Annotated in this window: 12 protein-coding genes; 10 read left to right on the top strand and 2 right to left on the bottom strand. The window is 38.7% G+C overall.

Going from position 1 to position 15,587, the window contains the following annotated elements:
* Positions 1-5 precede the first annotated feature (5 nt).
* From BM146_RS02715 to BM146_RS02695, 5 genes are all read left to right on the top strand, one after another.
* The gene (locus tag BM146_RS02715) at positions 6-1,265 is read left to right on the top strand and encodes a 6-phosphofructokinase (protein WP_074884011.1); all 1,260 of its coding nucleotides are present in this window, start codon (positions 6-8) and stop codon (positions 1,263-1,265) included.
* Positions 1,266-1,288: 23 nt separating this feature from the next.
* Positions 1,289-2,665 (top strand): GGDEF domain-containing protein, encoded by a 1,377-nt coding sequence (locus BM146_RS02710; RefSeq protein WP_074884009.1) that lies wholly within the window; start codon positions 1,289-1,291, stop codon positions 2,663-2,665.
* Between the two features lie 117 nt (positions 2,666-2,782).
* The gene (locus BM146_RS02705) at positions 2,783-3,061 is read left to right on the top strand and encodes an HU family DNA-binding protein (RefSeq protein WP_013280467.1); all 279 of its coding nucleotides are present in this window, start codon (positions 2,783-2,785) and stop codon (positions 3,059-3,061) included.
* Positions 3,062-3,227: 166 nt separating this feature from the next.
* Positions 3,228-4,886, top strand: coding sequence for a putative bifunctional diguanylate cyclase/phosphodiesterase (locus tag BM146_RS02700; protein ID WP_074884007.1), 1,659 nt, complete (start codon positions 3,228-3,230; stop codon positions 4,884-4,886).
* A 125-nt stretch (positions 4,887-5,011) separates the two neighbouring features.
* Positions 5,012-5,260, top strand: coding sequence for an HPr kinase (locus BM146_RS02695; RefSeq protein WP_022775297.1), 249 nt, complete (start codon positions 5,012-5,014; stop codon positions 5,258-5,260).
* A 166-nt stretch (positions 5,261-5,426) separates the two neighbouring features.
* Here BM146_RS02695 and BM146_RS02690 read toward each other — a convergent pair whose 3' ends face one another.
* Positions 5,427-6,314 carry a DegV family protein gene (locus tag BM146_RS02690; RefSeq protein ID WP_074884369.1) on the bottom strand — a complete coding sequence of 296 codons (888 nt, stop codon included), beginning with the start codon at positions 6,312-6,314 and terminating at the stop codon, positions 5,427-5,429.
* A 591-nt stretch (positions 6,315-6,905) separates the two neighbouring features.
* Between BM146_RS02690 and BM146_RS02685 the strand changes: the two genes are divergently transcribed.
* From BM146_RS02685 to BM146_RS02670, 4 genes are all read left to right on the top strand, one after another.
* Positions 6,906-7,550: a manganese efflux pump MntP gene (locus BM146_RS02685; RefSeq protein WP_074884004.1), complete on the top strand. Its 645-nt coding sequence runs from the start codon at positions 6,906-6,908 to the stop codon at positions 7,548-7,550.
* A gap of 452 nt (positions 7,551-8,002) precedes the next feature.
* Entirely contained in the window at positions 8,003-9,049 is a 1,047-nt protein-coding gene (gene pheS / locus BM146_RS02680; RefSeq protein ID WP_074884002.1) for a phenylalanine--tRNA ligase subunit alpha, read from the top strand.
* A gap of 17 nt (positions 9,050-9,066) precedes the next feature.
* Positions 9,067-11,487: a phenylalanine--tRNA ligase subunit beta gene (gene pheT, locus BM146_RS02675; RefSeq protein WP_074883999.1), complete on the top strand. Its 2,421-nt coding sequence runs from the start codon at positions 9,067-9,069 to the stop codon at positions 11,485-11,487.
* An 82-nt stretch (positions 11,488-11,569) separates the two neighbouring features.
* Positions 11,570-13,069, top strand: coding sequence for an aminopeptidase (locus tag BM146_RS02670; protein WP_074883996.1), 1,500 nt, complete (start codon positions 11,570-11,572; stop codon positions 13,067-13,069).
* 145 nt (positions 13,070-13,214) lie between these two features.
* On the opposite strand, the gene queA is transcribed toward BM146_RS02670, so the two are convergent.
* A complete protein-coding gene (queA, locus tag BM146_RS02665) occupies positions 13,215-14,264 on the bottom strand; it encodes a tRNA preQ1(34) S-adenosylmethionine ribosyltransferase-isomerase QueA (protein WP_074883993.1) in 1,050 nt (349 codons plus the stop codon).
* 280 nt (positions 14,265-14,544) lie between these two features.
* Here queA and nudC point away from each other — a divergent pair, with 280 nt between their 5' ends.
* Positions 14,545-15,474 (top strand): NAD(+) diphosphatase, encoded by a 930-nt coding sequence (nudC, locus tag BM146_RS02660; protein ID WP_074883988.1) that lies wholly within the window; start codon positions 14,545-14,547, stop codon positions 15,472-15,474.
* The last annotated feature ends 113 nt before the right edge of the window (positions 15,475-15,587 follow it).

Here is a 15,587-nt window from a genome sequence, read left to right as displayed (position 1 = left end):
AGGAAATGGTACAGAAAAAGAAACGTAACGTTATTGTTGGACAGTCGGGAGGTCCTACAGCAGCTATCAACTCGTCACTTGCCGGGGTTTATAGAACTGCTAAGGATCGTGGATACAACAAGGTTTATGGTATGATCCACGGCGTCCAGGGACTTATGGAAGGAAGATATGTTGACCTTTCAGATCACATTCAAAGCGGACTTGATATTGAGCTTTTGAAGAGAACCCCATCTGCATATTTGGGATCATGCAGATTCAAACTGCCGGAAATCTTTGAAAACAAAGAAATCTATGAGAAGATATTTGATATACTGACAAAACTTGAAATTGATTGTTTTATCTATATCGGTGGAAACGACTCTATGGATACGATCAAAAAGCTTTCGGATTATGCTATTATTTCCGGATCTGATATAAGGTTTGTTGGTTGTCCTAAGACAATTGATAATGACCTTGCACTTACAGATCATACACCTGGATATGGCTCAGCAGCTAAGTATATCGGAACTTCTGTTAAAGAGATCATCAGAGACAGTTGGTCCCTCGAAACCAGTCATGGACAGGTTATTATCGTTGAAGTAATGGGAAGAAATGCCGGATGGCTTACAGGCGCAACAGCACTTGCAAGAGGCGAGGATTGTGATGGACCTGATGCAATCTATCTTCCTGAGATTCCATTTGATATGGATGCATTCCTTAAGAAAATAAAATCCCTGCTTAAAAATAAAGCGTCTATCGTTGTTGCTGTATCAGAAGGTATCAGAACTAAAGATGGTAAGTATATAAGCGATATGGATAACAACATTGAATATGTTGACGCATTTGGACATAAACAGCTTACAGGTACAGCAAGATACCTTTGCAATGTTGTTGCCAGTGAGTGTGGTTGCAAGACCCGTGCTATTGAGCTTTCTACACTTCAGAGAGCAGCAAGTCACTGCGCATCCAGAGTTGATATTCTTGAAGCGTATGAAGTAGGTGGTGCGGCTATGAAGGCAGCGGACGAGGGCGACAGCGGGAAAATGGTTGTTATCGAGAGACTTTCTGATGATCCTTATCAGGCCGGAACAGAAGTTAAGGATGTTCATAAGATTGCCAATGATGAAAGAACGGTTCCGAGAGATTGGATCAATAAGGAGGGCACATATGTAACTAATGAGTTTATCACCTATGTAAGACCTCTTATTCAGGGTGATGTTGGACCAATCATGGTTGATGGTATCCCAAGACATCTTTACAGACCTGGATTTCAGGATATCTTATGATTCGGCCACCTTTAGGAGTAGCTATGGCTTCAGATAATGCAGGAATTGCGATAGTTGATGAAGAACTAAATATTATCGACACTGATTTTGCTTTTTCTGATTATGTTTCAGATCCGGATCAAAAAAGCTTTTTGGCTAACGTTTATCCGGATGATCAGCATTTATTGTATGAAATAGTAGAGCATCTCGCTAGTATAAATAGCGAGACGCTCTGCTTTCGCGTTTTTGGGAAAAATTTCAATTTATTCTGGGTGATTGCGAATTGTAAAAGAGCAGATAGTAATCCAAAGAATATTTCGATTTCAATAAAGGATGTTGAGACCTTAAATGGTGGGAATAACTGGTCCATAGACTATGGAACAGGACTTTTGGATAAGCAGGCAATAATTGATTATGCCAAATCAAGAATGGTTGAAGGAAATAATGGCTTTTCACTATGTATCATGGATATTGACAATTTTAAAAAGATAAATGATACCATGGGGCATTCATTTGGTGATAAGATTTTGCTTGAAGTTGGAAAAATTGTCCTGGATGTTTTGAAAAATGATGGAAAAGCAGGAAGAATCGGCGGCGACGAGATTATGCTTGTCATAAATGGCAAATCTGATTCGAATGGTCTTAGAAGTTATTTGAAATCTATTCGTGAACGAGTGGAGCAGATGCGCGTTGATAAAGATGGTTATCCCCTTGTTACTGTTTCTATTGGAACCGGTAATTATCCTAAAGATGTAGATTCTTATGATAAGCTTTTTAACCTTGCGGACAAGATGCTATATAGAGCTAAGAACAGAGGAAAAAACAGATATGTGATGTATAATTCCGAAGTTCACGGGGCTATAATAGATGGCGAGCTTGATACTATTGGAGGAATTGTCAGTGAGGCTAAACCACAGGACAAAACTAAACTGGTACTGGGGGTTTTGGATGGCTTTTTTGGATTAAGCAATAAGACTATTGTTACTTCGTTCATGCAGATTGTTGCTACTTATGAAATTGATGAAGGCTATATTTTCTTTAAAAACTTGAAAGAAAGCTACATGGGGTTTAGTCGAAAATTCGATAAAAACAGTGAAAATGACAAAAGACTTGGTGTGATCGTAGAGAGCACAAGTGACCTTGAATATGTAACTGATCGTATCTTTGATGAAAAATTTGATGATAACGGAGTGTTTGTTGTAGATACTCCGGAAAATCAGCTAAAATCAACACCGGCTTTAGAATTTTTCAGGGAAAACAGTATTAAGCATGCTTTCTTTTATAAGATGAATGAAAAGTATCAGAAGGGGTATGTGGTTCTGTATAATACAAGGAATAATTCGCGTAAAATACCTCAATCTGACATAACTGACTTCACATATCTTGGAAAAATGATAGAAATCGCCTTAAAATCCAGATAAAATTGGGTGAAAATCAGAAAAACATAGTGTTTTTCTGCATTTTGCTGTTGTTATGCACGTGCATTAGTGGTAAAATGGGCTTTGTAATAAATAATTTCTTTTTGGAGGGAAAATTAGATGAACAAGACAGAACTTATCGATGCAATTGCTAAAGAAGCAGGACTTTCAAAGAAGGATGCTGCTGCAGCACTTAATGCATTCACAGACACAGTAACAAAGGAGCTTAAGAAGAAGGGTAAGGTTCAGCTTGTTGGTTTCGGTACATTCGAGACAACAAAGAGAGCTGCTAGAACAGGTAAGAATCCTCAGACTGGCGCAGCTATCAAGATTCCTGCATCTGTAGCACCTAAGTTCAAGGCTGGTAAGGCTCTTAAGGATCTTGTAAACAAGAAATAATTTTCTTTTGAAGGTGAAGGCTATGCCAAGATGTGGCATAGTCTTTTTCTATGCAATTAAATTTCAATATTTATTATTTTTGGTTTGCATGTAATTGAAAAAAAGTACTTTTTTTTATAAAATTATATTGTGTCACACTTTTACAAAAAACAATGAGGATGCGTCCATGACATTTGAAAGAAGTTTTGAAAATTACGTGCAGATTTTATCAGAAGAGGAAGTGACTCCCGAAATATCGCCGGGGGCTCTTTCAGATGTTGCCAAGGAATTTTCTTTGCGTTCCATTGTTGCAATAGTGTCTGATTCAAAGAATTCGGATAAAGCAGGTGAGCCTGATGTGGTTATACCGCTGTTTGGACCCGTGCCAGAAAAAGAAGCGCCGGCGTATCTTTTTAAACATAAAATGGCTGGACGAAAGGACGTTACATATAATGTTTTTCTTTATGGCGATAAGGGATGGTCAGAGGAAGAGTACAAGGCTTTTGCTGTTATCATCGATATATTATCTTTTCATATGGAGCGATTTCTTTTATCCCAGGTGGTTGAAAAGAGCGCCCTTACCCAGTATCTTACAGGCCTTCCAAATTCTGGTGGATTTGTTCAATATGCCACTAAGCTTTATGGGACCAAGGCTATATATGAATATGATTCATTTTACTTCAATTTAAAGAGTTATGGGCTTATCAGCAGAAGATATGGACTTGCTGAAGGTGATGAAATCATGAAGCGCTACGCAAAAAAGCTTAGGGAATTTTGCGAGCCGGATGAGATCGTTGCCCATTTTGGCGGTGATAATTTTACCGCTCTGATAAAAAAAGAGAGGACCAAACAGTTCCTTAAGTTTTTGTCTGCTGTACCTGTTTATGGAGAAAAGAATGGCAAAAGAGACGATTTTACCATTTCGGCTGTAATAGGTGTGTATGCTGTAGATGAGTCGTTAAAAGAGCCGGGACAGCTTATTTCAAGAGCTATTATGGCATGTAACTATGCCAAGAATGTAGCTAATAAGCCTTATGTTTTTGTTAACAAGGCTATGAGTACCAGAATTTACAGACAGAAACAGATTGAGGACAGATACGAGGAAGCTCTTGCAAATGAGGAGTTTAGAATATATCTTCAGCCAAAAGTAGACACTATTACAGGAGAAATTGTTGGTGGTGAATCATTGGCAAGGTGGTTCTGCAACGGAGTGGTCCTTTATCCTACCGAGTTCGTTCCTATTCTCGAACAGGAGGGGGTGGTTGCATCTCTTGACTTATATGTCTTAAAAAAGACATGTGAATTTATTAATGACTGGAAGCAAAAAGGAATGCTCCCTGTGCCTGTTTCTGTTAATTTTTCAAGGAAAGATTTAAGCTATAAACATCTTGCCAAGGAAATTATAAGAATAATTGATGAAAGTGGAATTGAACGCAATATGATTCAAATAGAAGTTACCGAAACTTCAAGTGAGGATGAAAGAAGCCTTATGACGGCATTTCTTGAAAAACTTAAAGATTATGGAATAGCGACTTCAATTGATGATTTTGGAACAGGATTTTCTTCTCTTTCTACACTACGTGATTTTCCTGTGTCAGAGATAAAAATCGATAGATCATTCATTAATAACGATAATCTCAATAAAAGAGACGAAATAGTATTAAGAAATATTATCATAATGGCAAAAGAACTTGGAGTAAGTGTTATTGCTGAAGGCGTTGAAAGAGAAGATCAGATAGAACTTCTCAAGCATGTTGGATGTCACGTTGTTCAAGGCTTTTTGTATGATAACCCGATGCCGAAATCAGACTTTGAAAAACGTCTTGAAAAAAGATTTTATTCATAATTTAATAATTTATACTTTTTTAATTCTTTTTCTGTTCACAATTTATACACAAAGTGCTATCATAAGTACTGTTGTTGCTTTTGTTGAGGCTGCGGCATACTTATGAGATAAAAGGGGAAAAAAGAATGAAAAAAGAAGTTAGGGTTTCACTAGGTTGTAAGTCACAGATTGTTCAGTTTATCAATATGAACTCTAAATCAGCGTGTGAGATCGATGTGCAGGACGGGCACAGTTACATTGATGGAAAGTCGATTGTTGGTTTATTATCACTTAATCTGTTCAGACCACTTGATGTAACACTTATAGGCGACGACAAAAAGATCACTAACCTTATTAATGATTATGATGTGCATCATTTACTTCTTGCTGAATAATATTTGACTACGGATGTACAGCTAATTAACAAAAGAGCCATGGTAACGTAAAAATTACCATGGCTTTATTTTTTATATCATAGGAAATTGCTTCCTATGATATAAAAAATCGCTCCGCTAAGGAAGCGCGCTCGGGCGAGAAAGAGCCGCAAGCAATTCTATATTATTAATCGATTCGTTTATCTCCCCAGAAGAAGAGTGCAACTGTCCCGGGACCTGTGTGGCTTCCGATTGTTGTTCCAATGCTAAAAATCTTAACGCGACCTTTTAGTTTAGGGAATTTTTCTTCAACCATATCAGCTACAGCCTTTGCATCTTCATAGCAGTCTGAATTGGAAATGTAACATTCTCCATCATAGTCAGTTCCATTTTTCGCAAGTTCAACCATTTTCTGGACCTGCGCCTTCATTACTGCATTCTTACCACGAATCTTGGATCTTACAATCAAATGCCCCTGATAATCTACATTCATTAGAGGGCAGATATTTAATACATTTCCGATAGTTCCGGCAACTTTTGAAACACGACCACCTCTTACGAGATACTTAAGGTCTGATACAAAGAACCAGTGCTGACATTCAAGCTTGTGCTCGATAACCCATTCATAAAGAGAGTCAATTGACATGCCTTCATCTCTTAAATCAGCAAGCTTGTCCATTAGAAGACCGTAACCGGCTGAAGCAGCAAGTGAATCTACTACATATATTTTTCTGTCAGGATATTTTTCTTTTAACTGTTCTTTTGCAATAGTGGCGGAATTAAGTGTGCCTGAAATACCTGAGCTGAGTGTGAGGTGAATAATATCCTTTCCCTCTTTAAGAAACTTCTCGAAATACTCTATATACTCACCGGCACTGACTTGGGATGTTTTTGTAATGGAACCATTTGCCATCATGGTGTAGAACTCTTTGAACGGGATGGATTTTCCTAAATCATCCTGAAATTCTGTTCCATCAATTTCAAAGTGAAAGCATATATAATTGATATCTCTTTTATTGAAATGTTCATTTGTAAGATCTGCTGTAGAGCAGCAGCTTAATATATAATTGCTCATAAGCTTCCTTTCAAAATAAAAATAATCTACAAACATAATACATTATTATCTAGTAGGTATCAAACAAATTTCTTAAAAAAAATAGATAAGAGAAATGTGCTGCATAAATTGTTTATCGTTATTTACTGGAATTGTTTGAATAGTCTGAAAATAAATACATTACATATGAAGTTGTTGACAAAATTATCATCAGATGGTATATTATATATACAATCACATAGCAGATAAAACCTATGTAGTCCAAGTGGCTTATGCTTCACGGAAGATGAACGAAGGTTTTCGGAGCGGCTGACATTCACAGCGAGGGTGGCATAAGCTTCACATTAGCCAAGGAGTGTCAAGGAGTCGCTAAAGGATGTGATTAACATAGATTTGCAAAATAAAATTGCAGAAAGTAGAGGAATAGACCCTTGGAAATTTCAAAGTAAGGGCGGGCGTTCATAAAAGTATGGATGCCCGCCTATTTCGTTGAGCAGAGCACTTAATGAGGTATTATCGAATTTAGTGCGAATCCCATAGCAGCACATTTAATATAGTAATAAAAGTTACATAGTGTTATAATGGTCAAATATTCGGTTAGGAGAGAATATTATGGCTAAGTATATATTGTTTGTATTTAATAGTATTCTGCTGGGGGTTGGCCTCGCTATGGATGCTTTTTCTGTGTCCCTTGCCAATGGCTTTATCGAACCCAAAATGAAAAAAGTCAGAATGAGCTATATGGCAGGAATTTATGCGGGATTTCAGTTTATTATGCCGGTAATTGGCTGGTTTTTGGTTCATAATGCTGCACAATTTTTTAGTGGATTTCAGAGGTTTATTCCATGGATAGCGCTTATCCTTCTATCTTATATTGGTGGGAAAATGCTTTTTGAAGGCATTAAGGAAAAGAAATGTATAAGGGATGGAAAGTGTGAGGGTTGTGATAATAAAGAATGTCCTAAATACGGAGCTGTTGTAGGAGAGAACACACTTACTACAAAGCTTTTATTGGTTCAGGGTGTTGCAACATCAATTGATGCGCTGTCTGTCGGATTTACAATTGCTGATTACAATACTTTGATGGCAATTGGAAGTGCTACAATCATAGCTGTTGTGACATATGTTGTATGTTACATGGGAATAGGACTTGGCAAGACATTTGGAACTAAACTTGCTTCAAATGCCAAGATTCTTGGTGGAGTCATTCTTATAGCTATAGGCCTTGAAATATTTATAAAGAGCTTTTGGGGCTGATATGTAATTAAAAATATTGGGTCATTTGCTTGACTTTTATTATATCGAAACATAGAATAATTAAAGTGGATTTTTAAATTAATATTGTAAATACAATGATGGTGTCAGATTTATATCTGGAGATGTCATATTATCCTTTGAGAGAGCGTGGGTCACTGGCTGAGAGCCCTGCAGGCAATGATATGTACGGAATGTTCGCACCGGAGTAGTTTTGGTGAAGGCTTTTTGCTTGTAGTCAGAGCCGTATGTCTACGTTACAGATAAAACCATTATGGTTGAGAGCCTGTCTGACAGGAACTTGGGTGGTACCGCGGTGATTAATCGTCCCTTGTGTAGTTTTGTGACTATGCAAGGGCTTTTTGTTTTTATAGGAAATATCTAAAAAATTCTTGTAAAGCAAAAAAGTTCTCCGCTATGGAAGTTACATCTTTAAATAACAGGAGGAAGAAATTTTGGAAAACAGCGTATTACGTCAGCAAATTGAAGCAATTCGTGAAGAAATCAAAGAAAATTCAAAGTTGCTTGAAAGCTCAAAGCATGTTTATGAGCAGAGAAAGGTCTTTTTGGATAATAAAAACGGCAAAATCTCAGCACTGATGAAAGAGATGAAGAACATTGCTGCAGAGGATCGTGCTGAATATGGTAAGAATGTAAATGAACTTAAGCAGTGGGCTCTTGAACAGTTTGATGAACTTGACAAGAAGATGAAAGAAAAAGAGCTTAAGGCAAGATATGAAAGAGAAAAGCAGGATGTTACGGAGCCTCCCAAAATGCGTTATCAGGGCAACCTTCATCCTGTTACACAGATGAGAGAAACTCTTATCGATATCTTTGAAGGAATGGGGTTTGAAATATACGAAGGTACTGAAATTGAGAATGACTACTACAATTTCACTGCTCTTAATACTCCTGCAGATCACCCTGCAAGAGATATGCAGGATACATTCTATCTTAGCCCAGAGTTCCTTTTAAGAACTCAGACTTCATCAGGTCAGATCCATGTAATGGAAAACAAGAAACCACCGATCAAGATTCTTTCACCCGGTAAGGTCTTCCGTTCAGATGATGATGCGACACATTCACCTATGTTCTCGCAGATGGAAGGACTCGTAGTTGATAAGAATGTTACTCTTTGTGACCTTAAGGGAGCTTTGGAGACATTTGCACAGAAGATTTTCGGTGAGGGAACAACAACAAGACTTCGTCCTTCATACTTCCCATTCACAGAGCCTTCTGTAGAGGTTGACTGTAGCTGCTTTGCATGTGGCGGCAAGGGATGTAATCTCTGCAAGGGTACAGGTTGGATTGAGGTTCTTGGTGCCGGTGTTGTGAACAAGAAGGTTTTAGAAAACTGTGGAATTGATTCAGAAGAGTACAGCGGATTTGCATTTGGTATCGGTATCGAGCGTGCAACAATGCTCAAATACGGCATTAACAACATCAAGCTCTTATATGAGTCAGACCTTGATGTTCTTAAGCAGATCGATCACTACGAATAATTCAGGAGGAGAATGAAATGTTAGTACCTTTAAGTTGGCTTAAAGATTTTGTTGATATAGATTTAGAACCAAAGGAACTTGAGAAAAAGCTCTTTGACTGCGGCTTCGAAGTAGAAGAGTGCTGGGAAGTAGGAAAAGACATATCAAATGTCGTAGTTGGACAGGTAGAGAAATGTGAACCTATTCCGGATACTCATCTTCATGTTTGCCAGGTAAATGCAGGAGAACACGGAACATTCCAGGTATGCTGCGGTGCAGACAACGTTCAGGCAGGAGGCAAATACCCACTTGCTCTTGTTGGCGCAACAGTAATTGAAACAGAGAGAGATCACGTAACGGTTATCGGTGTTGCTACTATCAAGAAGGGCAAGCTTCGTGGCGTAGATTCAGAGGGTATGCTCTGCTCAGGTGTTGAGCTTGGCGTAACAGAGGATATGTACCCGGGAGCTGGCTACAACGGACTTTTGGTATTCCCTGAGGATACAGAGGTAGGTGCTGATGTTAAGCCTATACTAGGCCTTGACGACTGGATCTTTGATGTTTCCATTACTGCAAACAGACCTGACTGTCAAAGTATTTACGGCCTTGCAAGAGAGGTTGCAGCTGCACTTGATAAGCCCTTAAAAGAGATTGATCTTAGCTACACAGAGACAGACGTTGAGAATGAAGGATTTAGTGTAACTGTAGAAGCCCCTGATCTTTGCCCAAGATATATCGGTCACTATGTCTATGATGTAAAGCTTGGTGAGAGCCCTCTTTGGATGAGGAGAAGACTTGCCATGGTTGGCAATAACTCTATCAATAATATCGTTGATATCACTAACTATATTATGAGAGAGCTTGGTCAGCCAATGCACGCATTTGACGGCAATTTCCTTGAAGGTAACAAGATTGTTGTAAGACGTGCCAAGGCAGGAGAAAAGATAGTTACTCTTGATGAGAATGAGTTTGAGCTTACAACAGACAACCTTGTTATCTGTGATGGAGCAAAGCCGGTAGCTCTTGCAGGCATCATGGGTGGTCTCAATTCAGAGATCCGTGATACAACAACTACTGTTACATTTGAAGCTGCTAAGTTCATGCGTGACAACATCCGTAAGAGTTCAAGAGCTCTTGGACAGTCATCTGATTCATCAGCAGCTTTTGCAAAGGGCGTTTATGAATATACAACTGTTATAGCTATGAAGAGAGCTCTTCACCTCATTGAACAGCTTGGAGCAGGTAAGGTTTCCAAGACTCATGTGGATATAAATACAGGAAACAGCCTTGATAAGAAGGAAATGAAGGCATCCATAAAGAAGGTTAACGGAGTACTTGGTATCGAAGTTCCTACTGATGAGATCAAGAGAATTCTTACAAATCTTAATTTTGAGCCTGAAATAAACGGCGATGAGCTTACTATTAAGATTCCCGCGTATCGTGAGGATATGGAAGACTATCCGGACATTGCAGAGGAGCTTATCCGTATGTACGGATATGAGCATGTTGAGCCAACATTCCTTAAGGATTGCAGCGTTACCGTTGGTGGCAGAAACCTTAAGCAGAAGACAGAGCTCAGGATCAAGAGAGCTCTTTGCGCACAGGGAGCATATGAGTGCATGCATTACTCATTCTTCTCACCAAGTGACCTTGACCTTTTGGGATTTGCTGATGATGCACAGGAGAGAAAGGCTATCAGGATCCTTAATCCTATAAATGAAGATCTTTCACTTATGAGAACAACACTTGCAGCACAGATGATTCATGCCATTGCAAGAAACCAGAAGAAGGGTACTCTCGAAGGAAGATTATTTGAGCTTGGCAACAGATTTATTCCAAAGGCTTTGCCACTTACAGAATATCCTGAAGAGAAAGCTACTCTTTGCATTGGTATTTTTGGCGAAGGAGAGGATATCTTCACATTAAAGGGACTTGCTGAGAATGTAGCAGAGGCTCTCCATATAAACTTCAAGTATGAGGCTGCAACCAAGACTTTCTTACACCCTTACAGAACTGCAAAGATCGTTTGTGAAGGAGAAGAGGTTGGATATCTTGGACAGATCACTTATGAAATCCAGGATGAGACTGATATGAGAATTCCTGCTTATATCTGCGAAATAGATCTTTCAGCACTTGATAAGTGGTATGGTAAGACACCTACATTTATACCACTTTCAAAGTTCGCTACTGTTAAGCGTGATCTTGCGCTTATCATGGATAAGACAGTTACATGTGGAGAAGTTGAAGATGCAATCTATGGATCCTGCAAGTATGTAACTGATGTACACCTCTTTGATGTATACGAGGGACTTCCTATTCCTCCTACAAAGAAGAGTATGGCTTTCACAATTACATTCACTCCTAAGGACGAGGAACTTACTGATGACGCTATAAGCGGATATGTAGACAAGATGCTCAGAAAACTCTCATTTACAATGGGCATTGAAATTCGTTCTTGATTTGCCTGATGGCGCAGTAGGTGTTAAAATAGTCATTGCTTTAGTTAGCAATGGCTATTTTTTTCTCGAAAGGAGCTTAAATATGAATAGAAAAAATGTTTGGGCAAACTATAATGCTACTCAGCTCAAAGCTGTAGATAAGTTTGCTGAGGATTACAAGAAATTCCTTGATAATTCAAAAACAGAGCGTGAAGCAATTGATACAATTGTTAACGAGATTGAGGAAGCAGGATACAGAGAACTCAATACTTTAATCGGCACAAAGACAAAGCTTAAAAAGGGCGATAAGGTATATAGCGTATGGATGAATAAGTCAATCGCTATCTTCCAGATCGGATCAGACCCTATCGAGGCCGGTCTTAACATCCTTGGTGCTCACATCGATTCTCCAAGACTTGATGTTAAGCAGAATCCTCTTTATGAAGACAACGGATTTGCTTATCTTGATACACATTACTATGGCGGAATCAAGAAATATCAGTATGTTGCTATGCCACTTGCTATTCACGGCGTAGTTGTTAAGAAGGATGGTACAACAGTACAGCTTAATGTTGGTGAGGATGAGGATGATCCAGTATTCTTCGTTTCTGATCTTCTTATCCACCTTGCTGCAGATCAGATGAGCAAAAAGGCATCAAATGTAATTGAAGGTGAAGCTCTTGACTTAATCGTTGGTCACAGACCATTTGTTGTAGAGAGCAAGGAAAAAGAGAAGGCTGAAAAGGCTGACAGCAAGCTTTCTGCAGGCGAGAAGTATGCAATTGCTGCTGAGAAAGAAGAAAAGGCTGAGAGCGGAAAGCTTTCAGGAGCAGTTCGTCGTGGAGTTGTAGCTCTTTTAAATGATCTTTACGGAATCGAAGAAGAGGACTTCATTTCAGCAGAACTTGAGATTGTACCTGCAGGTAAGGCTAGAGATGCCGGATTTGACAGATCAATGATCCTTGGCTATGGTCATGATGACAGAGTATGCGCATATCCTTCAATGCGCGCTATTCTTGAAGCCAAGAACCTTAAGAGAACAGCTTGCTGTATTCTCGTTGATAAAGAAGAAATCGGAAGCGTTGGAGCAACAGGTATGCGTAGCCATTTCTTCGAGAATGCTGTTGCAGAGCTCATGAACCTTACAAAGGAAGGCTACAATGACCTTTCACTTAGAAGATGTCTTGCAAACTCATGCATGCTTTCTTCAGACGTAAGTGCCGGCTTTGATCCTACATATGCATCAAGCTTTGAAAAGAAGAACGCTGCATTCCTTGGAGAAGGACTTGTATTCAATAAGTTTACAGGTTCAAGAGGAAAATCAGGCTCTAACGATGCAAATGCAGAATTTATCGCTGAGATCAGAAGAGCATTTGAGAAAGATGGCATCATCTATCAGACAGCAGAACTTGGTAAGGTAGATGTTGGCGGCGGCGGAACTATCGCTTATATCCTTGCACTTTACGGAATGAACGTTATCGATTCAGGTGTAGCAGTACTTAACATGCATGCGCCATGGGAAGCAATCGATAAGGCTGACCTTTACGAAGCAAAGAGAGGCTATGTATCATTCCTTCAGAATATCGATTTTAGAAACGAATAAATAATATAAAGACTTATACTGTAGAATAGGGAGAGTATTTGGCATAATCAAAAATACAGCCATAATACTCTCCCTGTTTTACATTGTAAGGTTTTGTGATTATTGATTTAGATGTAAATTGGTTTTGCAGATATAAAAGTAATGTTTATTTAAAAAAACATGCATCTCCAAACGAGAAGAAACGGTAGCGTTCTTTGATGGCCTCTTCGTATGCGGCAAGAACGTGTTCTCTGCCTGCAAGTGCCGAAACAAGCATTACAAGTGTTGACTCAGGCAGATGGAAATTGGTGATGAGCTGGTCAAGAACCTTGAATTTATAACCGGGATAGATAAATATTGATGTATCTCCGCTACAAGCTGTGAGGTGACCGTTTTCATCAGCGGCACTTTCTATTGTTCTGCAGCTTGTTGTGCCAACACAGATAATGCGGTGGCCATTCTCTTTAGCCTTGTTGATCTTGTCGGCTGCTTCCTGTGTGACCTGATACCATTCTGTATGCATGTGATGCTCTAATACATTGTCTACTTTAACAGGTCTGAAGGTTCCAAGACCAACGTGAAGAGTGACAAAGGCCATATCTACGCCTTTGGCTTTTATATCTTCAAGGAGTTTTTCTGTAAAGTGAAGTCCTGCAGTTGGTGCGGCGGCTGAACCTTCATACTTTGCATATACAGTCTGGTACATGCTTTTATCTTGAAGTTTATGTGTAATGTAAGGTGGGAGAGGCATTTCACCAAGTCTGTCCAAAACTTCCTCCCAGATTCCGTCGTAATAGAACTTAACAAGTCTGTTTCCTTCATCAACAATATCAAGAATCTCAGCCTTAAGTATTCCACCGCCGAATGAAACTCTTGCGCCAGGTCTTAGCTTTTTACCGGGTTTAACAAGTGTTTCCCATACATCAGCTTCTTTTCTTTTTAGAAGGAGAATCTCTACGGCAGCGCCTGTTCCTTCTTTCTCTCCAAGAAGCCTTGCAGGAATAACCTTTGTGTTATTGAGAACAAGACAGTCACCCGGCTCAAGGTAATTTATGATCTCGTTAAACTTATGATGCTCTGTTTCTCCTGTTTCTTTGTCTACTACAAGGAGTCTGCATTCATCTCTTTTTTCCATTGGATCTTGTGCGATAAGTTCCTCAGGAAGGTCAAAATAATAATCTGAAGTTGATAATCCTAATTCTTTATTTTCTGCCATTTCTATCTCTTTTCTATATATTATTATTGTTTTAGTATCGATTTAAAGTTTTTTATTTGGAACAATACACTTATCGTGCCACGTTATTATAGCAAAAAATAAGTTAAATACAACCATGGAAGAATGTGAGGAAAAATATCAGAATAGTTTTAGATATAAATAAGTAAAGATTTAAAGTTTTAAGGATATAGTTCCGGTGATAATATATGATGTAATATTTGCAATTGAATTTTATCAGACCTAATATATTTTTAATATTACTATGTGAGAGGATTTGATTATGCTACAGGATATAAAACCTTTGGAACTTAAAAACCATTATGATCCAACAATAAAGCCTGCAAATGATGACATTGTCATTGCATTTACCTGTTCTGATAAGGGAAAAGAGCTACTTATAAATTTTGATGAAAACACTAAAAAAATCACTTATCCAACTGTGTCAGAGATTCAGTATTATTTAGTTGATCACAGTGTCGATGAAGCTCTTATATATATATTTAGCATAGGAAAAGAGCGGTTCTTTTTATTAAGACCGGAAATTGCTGATAATGCATTTGAAAAAAATGCGGACGAAAAGAATGCATACAAGAATCTTCCGGCGAATTTTGGGTTTGAACTGATGGCAATCTTTCGCAGAGAGTACTTTAATCCTCAGCACTATGTCTATGCTGCTTATACAGCATTTCAGCTCCATGAGTGGTATCAGGTGACCAGATTCTGTGGAAAATGCGGTGCTCTTAATGAGAACCATAAGACAGAAAGAGCAAGGATATGCCCTAAGTGTGGCAATGTGATCTACCCTAGGATAAATCCTGCGGTTATTATCGGAGTCACCGACAAAGAGACGAACAAAATGATCCTGACCAAGTATAGAACCGGCTTTGCGCACAATGCACTTGTAGCAGGATTTACGGAAATCGGTGAGACTCTTGAAGAAACGGTTAAGCGCGAGGTTATGGAAGAGGTTGGTCTTGAAGTGACCAATATCAGATATTACAAGTCGCAGCCTTGGGGAATTGTAAGTGATATTCTGGCTGGATTTTTCTGTGATGTTACAGGAAAAAAAGATATCACTATGGACCAGTCTGAACTTAAGTATGCCGAGTGGGTCAGCCCTGAAGATGTACAGTTGCAGCCGCTTGAATACAGTCTTACCAATGAAATGATGAAGCTGTTTAAAGAAAAAGGGTATATGGGGACATTGTAAAAATAGGACAGTGAATGCTAATGGAGATATAAGCGAAAGTTATAGCTACATACAAATCTTGGATATTTCCAAATTTGATTTTCCATTGCTATAATTTGTTTTATAATAAATAG

The sequence above is a fragment of the Butyrivibrio proteoclasticus genome (genome assembly GCF_900115735.1).
Taxonomy (GTDB): Bacteria; Bacillota; Clostridia; order Lachnospirales; family Lachnospiraceae; genus Butyrivibrio; species Butyrivibrio proteoclasticus_B.
Note: the sequence above shows the minus strand (reverse complement) of the source record. Positions and strands in the feature narration are given on the sequence as shown.